The 12,414-nt window shown below is 69.4% G+C and carries 12 protein-coding genes; 4 read left to right on the top strand and 8 right to left on the bottom strand.

Annotated elements, in window-relative coordinates:
* Positions 1-106: 106 nt before the first annotated feature.
* The 4 genes from ACOYR4_RS15695 (at position 107) to ACOYR4_RS15680 (ending at position 3,432) form a co-directional block, all read left to right on the top strand.
* Complete coding sequence (locus ACOYR4_RS15695) at positions 107-814, top strand: HAD-IA family hydrolase (protein ID WP_422847251.1); 708 nt, start codon at positions 107-109, stop codon at positions 812-814.
* 112 nt (positions 815-926) lie between these two features.
* Positions 927-1,790, top strand: a complete 864-nt coding sequence (locus ACOYR4_RS15690; protein WP_209820021.1) for a DUF2189 domain-containing protein — start codon at positions 927-929, stop codon at positions 1,788-1,790.
* Positions 1,787-1,999 (top strand): DUF2788 domain-containing protein, encoded by a 213-nt coding sequence (locus tag ACOYR4_RS15685; RefSeq protein WP_110961089.1) that lies wholly within the window; start codon positions 1,787-1,789, stop codon positions 1,997-1,999. The genes ACOYR4_RS15690 and ACOYR4_RS15685 overlap by 4 nt, the downstream gene beginning before the upstream one ends.
* 143 nt (positions 2,000-2,142) lie before the next feature.
* Positions 2,143-3,432, top strand: a complete 1,290-nt coding sequence (locus tag ACOYR4_RS15680; RefSeq protein ID WP_422847250.1) for a type IV pilus assembly protein FimV — start codon at positions 2,143-2,145, stop codon at positions 3,430-3,432.
* Between the two features lie 24 nt (positions 3,433-3,456).
* Here ACOYR4_RS15680 and ACOYR4_RS15675 read toward each other — a convergent pair whose 3' ends face one another.
* The 8 genes from ACOYR4_RS15675 to ACOYR4_RS15640 form a co-directional block, all read right to left on the bottom strand.
* Positions 3,457-4,506 carry a tripartite tricarboxylate transporter substrate-binding protein gene (locus ACOYR4_RS15675; protein WP_422847249.1) on the bottom strand — a complete coding sequence of 350 codons (1,050 nt, stop codon included), beginning with the start codon at positions 4,504-4,506 and terminating at the stop codon, positions 3,457-3,459.
* A gap of 35 nt (positions 4,507-4,541) precedes the next feature.
* Positions 4,542-5,930: a sensor histidine kinase gene (locus ACOYR4_RS15670; RefSeq protein WP_422847248.1), complete on the bottom strand. Its 1,389-nt coding sequence runs from the start codon at positions 5,928-5,930 to the stop codon at positions 4,542-4,544.
* 3 nt (positions 5,931-5,933) lie between these two features.
* Positions 5,934-6,602 (bottom strand): response regulator, encoded by a 669-nt coding sequence (locus ACOYR4_RS15665; RefSeq protein ID WP_015014896.1) that lies wholly within the window; start codon positions 6,600-6,602, stop codon positions 5,934-5,936.
* A 230-nt stretch (positions 6,603-6,832) separates the two neighbouring features.
* Complete coding sequence (locus ACOYR4_RS15660; RefSeq protein ID WP_343736413.1) at positions 6,833-7,843, bottom strand: tripartite tricarboxylate transporter substrate binding protein; 1,011 nt, start codon at positions 7,841-7,843, stop codon at positions 6,833-6,835.
* A 160-nt stretch (positions 7,844-8,003) separates the two neighbouring features.
* Entirely contained in the window at positions 8,004-9,290 is a 1,287-nt protein-coding gene (hpnE, locus tag ACOYR4_RS15655; RefSeq protein WP_422847247.1) for a hydroxysqualene dehydroxylase HpnE, read from the bottom strand.
* A 51-nt stretch (positions 9,291-9,341) separates the two neighbouring features.
* Complete coding sequence (gene hpnD / locus ACOYR4_RS15650; RefSeq protein ID WP_422847246.1) at positions 9,342-10,181, bottom strand: presqualene diphosphate synthase HpnD; 840 nt, start codon at positions 10,179-10,181, stop codon at positions 9,342-9,344.
* 111 nt (positions 10,182-10,292) lie between these two features.
* Positions 10,293-11,804: a TRAP transporter large permease subunit gene (locus ACOYR4_RS15645; protein WP_422847245.1), complete on the bottom strand. Its 1,512-nt coding sequence runs from the start codon at positions 11,802-11,804 to the stop codon at positions 10,293-10,295.
* Positions 11,805-11,814: 10 nt separating this feature from the next.
* Positions 11,815-12,348: a C4-dicarboxylate ABC transporter substrate-binding protein gene (locus ACOYR4_RS15640; protein WP_422847244.1), complete on the bottom strand. Its 534-nt coding sequence runs from the start codon at positions 12,346-12,348 to the stop codon at positions 11,815-11,817.
* Positions 12,349-12,414 lie beyond the last annotated feature (66 nt).

The raw sequence follows: 12,414 nt of genomic DNA, 5'->3' as shown, positions 1-12,414 counted from the left end.
CGCTGATTTGTGCAGAGGGTCCCTAGGGCCTGCGGTATGCTTTGCGGCCCTCGCCCCGGCGCATCGCCGGGGCCTCTTTTTCGCCTTCATCCTTCAGGTGCGCCCTGTGCCAAATCCCTCTCTGGATACCTCCCGCATCCGTGCGATCTCCATCGACCTGGATGACACGCTCTGGCCCATCTGGCCCACCATCACGCGGGCCGAAAGTGTGCTGCTGGACTGGCTGACCCACCACGCGCCCGCCACGGCGGCACTCTTCTCGGACACCGAGGCCCTGCGCGCCATCCGCAACCAGATGGTGACCCTGCGCCCTGACCTGAAGGGCGACCTGAGCGCGTTGCGGCGCGAGTCCATCCGGCTGGCGCTGACGCAGGCCGGTGACGAGCCCGCGCTGGCCGAACCGGCGTTTGATTTGTTCTTTGCCGAGCGCCAGCGGGTGGAGCTGTTTGACGATGCGCACGACACGCTGGCCTTCCTGTCGGCGCGCTACCCGGTGGTGGCGGTGTCCAACGGCAATGCCGATATCCACCGCATTGGCATCGGCCACTACTTTCGCCACAGCATCAGCGCGTCGGACTTTGGCATCGCCAAGCCCGATATGCGCATCTTCCATGCGGCCGCCACGGCCGTGGATGTGCTGCCCCACGAGGTGCTGCACGTGGGCGACGACGCCACGCTGGATGCGCAGGGCGCGCTGAACGCGGGCATGCAGGCGGTGTGGATCAACAGTGCCAACCACCCCTGGCCGCACGACGACACACCGCCCCATGCCACGGTGGACAGCCTGACCGCGCTGTGCCGGCTGTTGGCCTGACGGGTTCTACTGGGTTCGGTTTCTTGCCTCAGGTCAAGGTTTGGGCGCGCGGCGGTTGAAGCTGCGGCCCGATCAGGTCACACTCCATCGTCGCTCAGCGACCCCTCCCACCATGCCCCGTACTCCCCCACCAATACCTGCCATCCGCACCATCGGCCTGATGCAGCCCATGACCTGGCTGGTGCTGGCCTGGCGCGACATGGCGCGGGCGGGCTGGATCAGTTTTGCGCATGGCCTGGCGCTAACCCTGTTTGGCGCCGCCATCTTTGCGGTGGCCCACCACCGCTTCTGGCTGCTGGCGGGGGCTCTGTCGGGCTTTCTGGTGGTGGCGCCGGTGTTGGCCACCAGCCTGTATGCGCTGAGCCGCGCGCTGGAGCGTGGCGAGGCCGCCAACCTGGGCGTGGTGCTCAAGACCTGGCTCAACTGGCAGAACAGCCATGTGAACAAATGGGGCAGAGACTACTGGTGCATGCTGCAGTTCGGGGCGCTGCTGGCGCTGGCCGCCTCGGGCTGGGTCATGACCTCGGCGGCGCTCATTACGCTGCTGGCGCCCGTGCCCATCGAGACGCCGCTCGACTTTCTGCGCCATGTGGTCATGGCGCGGGACGGCTGGTTGTTTGAAATCTGGCTGGCGCTGGGCAGCCTGATGGCCGCGCCCATTTTTGCATCCAGCGTGGTGGCCATGCCGCTGCTGCTGGATCGCCGCGCCACGTTGCTGCAGGCCGTGCTCACCGGCTGGCAGGCGGTCATCACCAACCCGCTGCCGATGGCGTTCTGGGCTGCCATCATCCTGGGCTTTACCTTGCTGGGCCTGGGATCGCTGCTGCTGGGCCTGATCGCTGTGATGCCCATGCTGGGCCACGCCAGCTGGCACGCGTACCGCGACCTGGTAGATGCATCCAGCCTGCCCGAGCGTGACCTGGTGGCCCCCGCTGTACCGAATGCCTCTGTGCGTCGGCCTGGAGGGACATCGTGATTTTTGGATTTACCGAGGCGCAGATCTCGGGCTTCTTCCTTACCTACGGGGTGGGGGCGTTCATTGCCTACATGCTGTTCATCATCGGGCAGCTGGCGTGGGAATCGAAGGCCGGACGCTTTGGTACGTTCGTGATCTTCCTGGGGCTGGGCGTGGGTTTTCTGGGGTTCCTGGCCAAGGTGGTGATCCAGTGGTGGCTGGAGCGATAGCCGCCCAGGCGGCCTGCTGCTCAATGCCCCGCGCTCTAGATTGCGTGCTTTGCGGGGCTTGGCACTGAGGCCTGCGCATTCATTTCTTTCCGTTGTGTTTTGTTTCATGTAGAAACTAATTGCAATGGCAGGAGGTGGTTGTGATGCTGCGTAACTCCCTGATCGTCGCCCTGCTGGGGCTGCTGGCCGAGGCGGCGGAAGCCCTGTCCCTGGGCGCGCCGCAAGGCAAGGTGTGGCTGGGGCAGCCCATCGACCTGGGCTTTGAAGTTCAGCTGGACCCTGGCATGTCGGTAGACGCCTTGTGCCCGCAAGTGCGGCTGGTGTCCGGCGATGCGGCTGTGCCGGCGGGGCGTGTCCAGGTGAGCGTGCGGCCGGGCGACCAGGAGCGCAACCCGGTGCTGCGGGTGCAGTCCTCCCACTTGGCCGACGAGCCGGTGCTGACCGCCCAGGTCTCCGTGCATTGCACGGGCCGCGTGATGCGCGAATACACCTTTCTGGCCGATCTGCCCGCCACCGTTGCGGCCGGGCTGAAGCCAGTGGCGATTCCCTGGGAGGTGCCGTTGGCAGATGCCTCCCCCTCACGGGCGGCTGGGGTGGCTGCCGGAGAAGCGTCCTCCGCAACCGCAATGGGCCCCTCGCGGCCGCGCAAGGTGTTGGCCGCCAGCCGGGTGGCCCGCAAGGGCGCAAGGGTGGCCGCAAAGTCTACCGGGGCTCCTGTAGCGCGCACCCCGTCCCCTGACACAGCGGCGATGGCCGGTGCGACCAGCGGGACGCAGCCTGCGCCCCAGGAACCACCCAGCACCGCGCCCAGCGTGGCGCCCGAGACCCCAGCAGCGCCCCCCGCACAGGCGTCGGCATCGTCCACCGCCTCGGTGGCTCCGGCTGCGGCAACTGCTGCGCCCGGCCCGGCCAAGCCCCGGCTGGTGATGGAGCCGTTGACCGCGCTGGTCACGCCGCCCGCCTCGGGCGAAGGGGCTCCATCCGACGGTGCGGCGCTGACGCCGCTAGCGGCTTCAACCCCAGAGGTCAACGCTCTGGACGGCGCAGGGACTGCCAGCGCGCGCATGCAGGCCTTGCAGGTGGAAGTGGATCGCATGCGCGCGCAGGCCGAGCAGGACCATCAGGCCACGCTGGCATTGCTGGCGCGCGTGGAGCAACTGAATGCAGGGCATTTCCCGGCGTCCCTGGTGTACGGGCTGCTGGCCATGTTGGCCTTGACGGTGGGTGCGGCCGGCTGGCTGCTGGCACGCATGCGGCGTGCCATGGATGCGTCGAACGAAGAATGGCGCAACACCTTGACAGCCTATGTGGCGCAGTCCTCTTTGCCCGCAGCGGTAGATGCCGAGGCCGAGCGCCGCACGGCCGTGCTGCCTGCCGACGATCGGCCCGCCGGGTTGCCGGAACTGCATGGTGCTGGCGTGTTGCCAGCGTAGAGTCGAGGTGGTGCGTGGCGCAGCTCAACGCGGCCAGGACCGCAGCCCCAGGTCCTGCGCCAGGCGGCGATAGTCGGCCAGGCTGCGCTGCACATAGTCGTCCAGGGCGGCGCCACTGAGCGCAAAGGGGTACAGCCCATGGCGGGCGCACAGGGCGGCATAGCCGGGTGCCGCCTGCGCTTCCTGCAGGGCAGTCGTCCAGGCGTGGGCGACTGCGTCGGGCACGCTGGCGGCCATGTAGAGGCCGCGCACGGTGGTCCATTGCAGGTCAATGCCCTGCTCGCGGGCCGTGGGCAGGGCGGCCAGGGTGCCGGGCAACCGCGTGGGGGCTAGCACCGCCAGGATGCGCACCGGCAGGCCTTCTGCAGCGGCCCGGGTGGCCTCAGCGGCGTCGCCAGTGAAGAGGTCGATGTGCCGGCCGCCCAGCGCCTTGAGCGCTTCGCCGCCGCCTTCAAACGACACAAAACGCACGCGCTTGTGGTCTTGCCCCGCTGCGCGCACCAGCAGCGCGGCCTTTACCCAGTCCTGGCTGCCCAGCGTGCCGCCGGCGCCAAATACCACGCGGCCTGAATCTTTTTGCAATGCGGCGACCACGTCCTGCAAGCGCTGGTAGGGGGCGTCACGGTGCACCGCCACCACGCCGTAGTCGTTGCCCAGCGTTGCGATCCAGCGCACGGCGCTCACCGGGTGCGGGCCGAAGCGGCCCTGCGCCAGGTTGAGCAGCGAACCGCTGGAGAACGCCACCAGCGTGCCGGGCCCTCCCAGGCGGCCCGTGGCCACCTGGTCAAATGCGACCGCACCAATGCCACCGGGAAGGTAGCGGGTGCGCAGCGGCGTGCGGCCAGGGCGTACGACTTGCAACGCCTGAGAGGCCAGGCCACAGGTCAGGTCAAATCCGCCGCCGGGGCGTGATGGCGCAATGCATTCCGCCGGCTCACGGGATGCGTCTGCTGCCGCCGGCAAAGGCGCCAGGCCCGCGCCAGTGCTGGCGGCGGCCGCGAGCGTCTGCAGCAGCTGGCGGCGGCTGCAAGGCGCGGTCAGCAGGCGGTGCGTGGCGGGCAAGGGCTGCGGCATGGGGTGTGCAACGTTCAATGGTTCAGCGGGCCGCGTCAGGCGCGGGGCCACCAGAGTATCGCCAGAAGCCCCGGCCCCTCGGCGCGCGCCTGCAGCCGCAGGCTGCCCCGGTGCCGCTCGGCAATCGACCGTGCAATCGCCAGCCCCAGGCCGGACCCGCCCGCCGTGGCCTGCGAGCCGCGCCGGTAGCGCTGGCCCAGGGCGTCGCGCTCGTCGGCGGGCAGGCCGGGGCCGTTGTCCTCCACGCTGATGCTCCAGCCCAGGCTGTCACCCGCGGCCGACACCGTGACCGTGCCGTGCGCCGGGGTGTAGGCGATGGCGTTGGCGGCCAGATTGGTCAGGGCCTCGCGCAACAGGCCACTGTCGCCCACGGCCTCGATGCCAGCGGCAGGCGTATGGATGCCAAAATCGATCTGCTTGGCGCGCGCCTGGGGCAGCAGCTCCAGCGCCACCGTGCGCAGCAGCGCGGCCAGGTCGAACGGCGTCAGCTCCACCGCCGCCGTGTCGCTGCGGCCCAATGCCAGCAGTTGCTGTGTGCTGCGCGTGGCGCGGGCGATTTCGCCCCCGATGGCGGCCAGCGTGTGCTGCACCTGCGTGCTGTCGCCCTCGCGGCGCGCGTAGTCGATCTGCATCTGCAGCGTGGTGAGGTGGGTGCGCAGCTGGTGCGAGGCGTCGTCCAGAAACTGCCGCTGCTGCGCCACCAGGTCTTGCGTGCGCGCCATCTGCTGATTGACCGCGTCCACCAGTGGGCGGATGTCGGCGGGCAGGTCGTTGGATGCCAGCGGGGTCATGTCGTCGCTGCTGCGGGCCTGCACTTCGCGCGCCAGCCGCGCCAGCGGGCGCAGCGCCACGGCCAGCAATGCCGCAGTGCCCAGCACCATCAGGGCCAGCACCAGCGCATCGCGCTGCACCGCGCGGCGCACAAAGCGGTCGGTGAAGTCCTGCCGCGACCGGGTGCTTTCAGCCACCTGCACCAGCACGGTGGATGCAGGCTCTGCACGTTCCAGCGCGCGGCGGTAGGCGGCCAGCCGCACGGATTCGCCAAAGTAGGTGGCGTCATAAAAACGCGGCACGCCGGGCTCCAGCGGCCCGGCGGGCAGGGGCAGGTCTGCATTGCCCAGCTCCACCAGCCCGTCGGACGACGCCACGCGAAAGTACACGTTGCCGCTGGCCGTGAGTTCAAAGAATTCCAGCATGCTGTACGGCAACTCGGCCGACAGGCCTCCCGAGGCGGTGGAGATGTTGGCGTCGATGGACTTGAGCGCGCCGAGCAGCGAGCGGTCGTAGGCTGCATTGGCAGCCTCCAGCGCATCGTGCCGGGTCATCCACAGCTCCACACCCGTCACCAGGGCCAGCAGCGGCAGCAACAGCATGGCCAGCAGGCGCCACAGGCTGGCGCGGCGCAGGCGTGCGGTCAGGCCCATCGGTCAGTCAGCCTCTAGCGCGTAGCCCAGGCCGCGCAGCGTGGTGATGCGCACACCGCTGCCGTCCAGCCGCTTGCGCAGGCGGTGCACAAACACCTCCACGGCTTCGGGGTGCACGTCGTCATCGTCGGTGAACACGCGGTCCAGAATTTGCTGCTTGGAAAACGGCTCGCCACTGCGCTGCACCAGCACGCGCAGCACGGCATGTTCGCGCGGGGACAAGGCCAGGGGCTCGCCGCGCAGCGTGAACTGCTTGCGGGCGCTGTCATACACCAGCGCGCCGCAGGCCTGGCGCTGGTGCTCGTTGCCGCGCGCGCGGCGCACCAGGGCGTGCAGGCGTGCCTCCAGCTCCGCCAGCTCAAAAGGCTTGGCCAGAAAGTCGTCGGCCCCCGCGTTAAGCGAGCGCACGCGCTCGTCCAGCGAGTCGCGCGCCGTCAAGATCAGCGCGGGTAGGCGCTGGTCGCGGTCGCGCAGGCGCTGCAATACGGCCTGGCCGTCCAGCCCGGGCAGGCCCAGGTCCAGCACCAGCGCGTCGTAGTTGTCGTGCTGCTGCAGCGCGCGGTCTGCCAGGCGGCCATCGTTCACCCATTCGACCTGGATGCCCGCATGCTCCAGCGCACGGCTGAGCCAGGTGCCCAGGTTGTGGTCGTCTTCGGCCAGGAGGATGCGCATAGGGGGATGCTACCGTTTGTGCGGAAGGCGCAGGGCTTGCATTCAGCGTGGAGCCATTCAATGCGGAGCGGTCAGGGCGCGCAGGCGCCAGCAGCCACACTGTGCGCACGCGCTGCCCAGGCCAGGCAGCCGTGCAAGGGCCGCCCCGCCGCACGGGATGCGTCCCCCTTCCCGCCCCGCGCAGCGGGGCGAGAGCAAGGGGGAAGACGCGAAGCGGCTCAGGGGGCTTCTTAGTCTGGCTTCACCTTCGCGCGCAGCAGCACCTTCTTCCATCGCTCCTGTTCGGACGCAATGAACTGCGCAAACTGTGCGGGCGTGCCGCCAATGGCCTCGGCCGCGTCCGCGTTCAGGCGCTCCAGCGAGCCGGGGGCCTTGACGGCCTTGGCGGTCTCGGCCGCCAGTTTTTCGAGGTTGGCCGGTGCCAGGTTGGCGGGGGCCAGCATGCCGTACCACTGCGTCATCTCAAAGCCCGGGAAGCCCTGTTCGGCCACGGTAGCCACGTCGGGCAGTTGGGGCAGGCGCTTGGCCGACCCGGTGGCAATGCAACGCACCTTGCCGGCCTTGATGAAAGGCAGCAGGGCGGCAGCGCCCACGGCAGCGGCATCAAGACGGCCCGAGAGCAGGTCGGTCATCATGGGGCCGGTTCCACGGTAGGGCACGTGCAGCATGAAGATCTCGGCGGTCATCTTGAGGTATTCAAACGCCAGGTGGCCCGCGCTGCCGTTGCCCGCCGAGCCATAGCTGAGCTTGGCCGGGTTCTTCTTGGCGTAGGCGATGAACTCCTTGAGATTCTTGGCGGGCACGTCGGGGTGCACCACGTACAGGCTGGGCACCTTCGCCAGCAGGCTCACGGGCTTGAAGTCCTTGTTGGCGTCGTAGGGCAGCTTGTCGAAGATGAAGGGGTTGACGGCCAGCGTGCCGATGTGGCCCAGGATCAGCGTGTGCTGGTCGTCCGAGCGTGCGACTTCACCCATGGCGATGTTGCCGGCGGCGCCGGGCTTGTTGTCTACATACACGCTCTGGCCCAGCGTCTTGCCCAGCTCGGCAGCGGTGGAGCGGGCCACGATCTCCGAGCTGCCGCCCGGAGCGAACGGCACCACAAACCGCACTGACTTGGAAGGCCAGGCCGCCTGGGCCGATGCACCGGTGGGCAGCAGGCCGCCCAGGGCCAAGGCGCCGCTGGCGCCCAGCAGGTGGCGGCGGGTGGGGGACCAGAGGGCGGGGTGTTCGTGTGAAAGCATGGGGGTGTCTCCGTCAAAACGATAGGCCAGAAGGCCAAAAGGCGAACAAGGCACATGCGGTATGCGTGTGGCGCCATGGTGCCCGGGCCGTGCTTTCGGAATGCTGTCAGCGGGCTTGGTAGTTACCCGGGGGTGGCCCGCTGGCCCTGGTGGTGTTGTGTCAGCCCGCCGCCGCGCAGGCTGCCACGGCGGTGCCGCTGAGCAACGCACCTTCCAGCGTCGCTGGGTAGGGCCCGTCCACATAGTCGCCGCAGGCCGTCAGCCCCGGCAACACCTGCATGGCGGGCCGCTTTAGGCCGGGGGTGCACGCAAACGTAGCGCGCTTTTCGACCACGGTCTGCACAGGGCGCAGGCCGGGCAGGCCCAGCTGCGCGGCAGCCTGCTGCAGCACCTGTTGCTCGATGAGTGCCCGGTCGCCATCGCTGGCGCTCACCACAAACGCCAGCAAGCCCTGCTGGCCGTCAAGCTGGCCCCGGTCGAACACGAACTGTGCCGGGTGCTCTGCCGTGTTGCGCAGCGCCAGCATGGGCAGGGGCAAGCGCGCGCCGCTGGCGTGGGCGTATACGGTGGTGATGGCCTCAAACCGCAGGGCATTGGCAGTGGTGCTCCAGCGGGCCGCAGCGGTCAGGCCCGCCGTGCTGGCAAGGCCGTCGACAAGACGCGCGGCCTCCCACGAGGGGGAGGCCAGGGTGATGTGGTCGAAGGCGTCGGGTTCTTCCGCCCCGTGCGCCGCGCCCACAGTCCCCGCTAACTGCCAGCGTCCGCTGGGCAGGGGCACCAGCCGCTGGATGCGTTGGCCGGTGACCACCTGGCCGCCTTGCTGCACCAGCCAGCGCATCGCGGCCTCGGGGAACAGCGCGCCCAGGTCGGTGCGGGGCAGCAGCAGGTTGGAACCACCGCGCCCGCTGAACAGGCTGTCTTGCAGCACCCGCAAAAACACCTGGCCGCTGGCCTCGCGTGCGGGGGTGTTGAGTGCCGACACGCACAGCGGGTCGATGAACTCGGCCATCAGCCGGGGCGTGAGCGGGGCGCACAGGTCTGCCACCGAGGTGTGGGGCGCGCAGCGAAAGCCGCGCAGCTGCCAGGCGGTGGCCGTGCGCAGCAGCGCGACCTTGTCTTGCCAGCCCCAACCTTTGGCGCGCACGATGCCCACCAGCGCATCGAGCGGCGGGGCCAGGTCGGGCAGTTGCAGGCCCTGGCCGTCGGGGAACTGCAGGGTCAGCGGCAGGCGCAGCAGCGCGGTGGTGGGGGCTACGCCCACCAGGCGCATGAGGCGCAGGCTCTCGGTGTAGGCACCAATCAGGATGTGCTGACCGTTGTCGAGCGTGGCCGCTGTGCCATCGGGCAGCGCGCCCGGCACGGCGCGGGCGCGGCCGCCTACGGTGCGCGCGGCCTCGAACACGGTGACCTGGCGGCCAGCCTGCCGGTGGGCGATCGCCGCGGCCATGCCAGCCCAGCCAGCCCCGATGACGGCAACTTTCTGCGGTGCCACGCCGGGCTACATCCTGCCCAGGGCCTGCATCTTCCAGGCCAGCCAGAACTTGCGCAGCGGCGTGAGGCGGATGCGCTGGTGCAGCACCTGGAAGTTTTCGTGCTCGATCTCGCGCAGCAGGGTGCGGTAGATGCTGGCCATCATCAGGCCGGGCTTCTGGGTGCGGCGGTCTGCGTCGGGCAGCAGGGCAAAGGCCTCGTCGTACAGCCGGTGGGCGCGCTCGGCCTGAAAGCGCATCAGGGCCGTGAAGCGGTCGGAATACTGGCGCTTCAAGATCTCGTGCGCTTTCACTTCGAACTGCTGCAGCTCGCTGACGGGCAGGTAGATGCGGCCCAACATGGCGTCTTCGCCCACGTCGCGGATGATGTTGGTGAGCTGGAACGCCAGGCCCAGCCGGTGGGCGTATTCGGTGGTGCGCGGGTCAGTCTGGCCGAAGATGCGCGCGGCCACTTCACCCACGATGCCCGCCACCAGGTGGCAGTAGCCCTTGAGGCCTGCAAAGTCGAGGTAGCGCGTCTGCTCCAGATCCATCTGGCAGCCGTCGATCACGGCCTGCAGGTGGCGCTGATCGATGCCGTAGTCGGCCGCGAGCGGCATCAGCGCCAGCATCACCGGGTGCGTGGGCTGGCCTGCGTAGGCCTTGGTCACTTCGGCCTGCCACCAGGCCAGCTTGGTGCGGGCCACGCCCGGGTCGCTCACTTCATCGACCACGTCGTCCACCTCGCGGCAAAACGCATAGAACGCCGTGATGGCCGCGCGGCGGGGCGCGGGCAGAAAGAGAAAGGCGTAATAGAAGCTGCTGCCCGAGGCCACGGCTTTTTGCTGTACGTACTGCTGCGGTGTCATGGGGCGAGATTGTCCCATGGCGCACTGGGGCGGGCCGGTTGTCGGGGTTTGAGGTGTTTTCGGGCGGATGCGCTAGTGCAGCATGCCCGGGTTGCTATTCAAATAATAGCTTTAGGGTGGTGTTGCAGAGGCGGCGGGTGCAGGGGCAGGCGCCTCGGGTTGCGACATCTCGCGCATCAGCGCGTCCAGGTCTTCGCCCTGGATCGACATCTCGGGCAGTGTGGCGGGTGTGCTGCGCAGCCACTGCGTGGTGGCGGGCACGGTCATCACCAGGGCAATCACGCCGGCCAGGCAGAGCAGGTAGGGCGCCAGCGCGCGCGCCACCGCGCCCATGGCGGGCCGGGGCGCCACCTGGGCGCGGGACAGCACCAGCGCGTAGCCCAGCGGCGGCAGCAGGAACCCCGCCTGCAGCACCAGCAAGGTGAGCGCGGCCACCCAGGCCGCGTCGTCCACCAGCGCCAGCAAAGGGGGCATGACGATGGGGATGATCAGGAAGATCAGCTCGAACGCATCGAGCACAAACGCCGAGCCCAGCAGCACGGCCAGCACCACCCCCATGGCCAGCAGGGGCTGGCCCTGCAGGGCACGCATCCATTCGGCCACCAGCGCATCGGTGCCGTAGGCGCGCAGCACCAGCGAGAACGTGACCGCCGCCACCAGCAGCGCAAACAGCGCACCGGTGAGCGCCATGGCGTCGTCCAGCACCTGCGCCAGCCGCCGCAGCGTGAGCTGGCGCGACGCCACGCCCCACACCAGCAGCAGCACCCCGGCGGTGGCGGCTGCCTCCACCGCCCGGACGCGGCCGGTGGTGACCAGTGCCAGCAGGGCCACGATGAGCGTGGGCACCACGCCCAGCGTCCAGCGCTCGCCGCGGGTCAGCGGCACGGGTGCTGAGGATGCGGCCCCTTGATCTGCGATGCCGCCAGTGCGGCGCTGGGCCAGCCACCAGGTCACGCCCATCCACAGCACCAGCAGCAGTGCGCCCGGCGCCAGGGCGGCCTGCAGCACGTCCTGGGTATTGATGATGCGGGTGCCTGCGTGGGCGCTGGCCAGCCCCAGCTGCGTGGCCAGGGTCAGGCCCTCGGTGTGGGCGCGCAGCATGGCATCGCCCAGCAGCAACAGCACCAGCGACGGTGGCACGATGATGCCCAGCGTGCTGGCCACGGCGACCAGGGCAGTGCGGCGGGCGGGCGGCATGCCTTCGTGGGCCCAGGCCTGCCCGGCGGTGTGCGACAGGGTCACCAGGCTGGCCCCCACCGAGCCGTTCATGGGCGCCATCAGCATGCCCACGCCCAGGCCCGCCATGTCGGGCGCCGCCCGTTGCCCTACCACGCGCGTCAGCACCTTGCTCAGGCCGCTGTACAGGCCGTTGACGAGTGCCAGATGGTTGAGCAGCGCACCCACCACGGCGTACAGCACCAGCGCCTGCAGCAGGTCGTGTTCGAGCAGGCCCACTACGCGCTCCGGCAGGCTGCGCAGCACCGCGCCATCAAACGCGCCCAGCGCCAGGCCCGCCACCGCGCCCAGGGTGCTGACGCCCAGCAGCACGGCGTAGGTGGCCCAGCCGGTGGTCATCATCAGCACCAGGGCCAGCACCAGCAGCAACAGGCCGATGGTGTTCATGGGATGGGACTCATGCAGGGTCCGCCGGTGTGCCAGTGGGCGTGCGCAGGGTGTGAACGGCCCTCCACAGGTCGGCCAGTGCTTGCAGGGCCAGCAGCACGGCCAGTATCAGCAAGGCCAGCTTGATGGCGAAGTAGCCGGGGTTGGCGGTTTCAGGAAAACTCTCCAGCCCCCGCACCGACCGCCACACCGTGGGCGCGGCGTTGATGCACACAAACACCGCCCAGGGCAGCACGGCCAGGGGTGCGCCCAAAAGGCGCATGGCGCGCACCGGGCCCCGGCCCGCATGGGCGAGGTCTGGGCGGCTCACCAGGTGAGCGCCGCGCCGGTCCGCATGGCGCAGGGCCACGGCCACATACAGCGCAAACAGCACCTGCGCGAGGTCGTTGGCCTGGCTGGACCCCGCACCCCACCCGTCGCGCAAAGGCCATTGCAAAAACAGCAGCAGCACGACCATCAGCGCCAGCGGCATCACCAGCGCGCCCAGGCGGTTGAGCCAGCGCTCCAGCGGCAAGGGGATGGGCAGGTCGGGCGGCAGATGCATGCAGGTGAAGGGGCTACGAAACGTGCCGCGAAGCGAGGTGCGAGAGGGATTGCGATAAGGGCCGGT

The sequence above is a fragment of the Acidovorax sp. M14 genome (assembly GCF_049331375.1).
GTDB lineage: Bacteria > Pseudomonadota > Gammaproteobacteria > Burkholderiales > Burkholderiaceae_C > Acidovorax.
The sequence above is the reverse complement of the archived record's forward strand: the minus strand, read 5'-3'. Positions and strand labels throughout refer to the sequence as shown.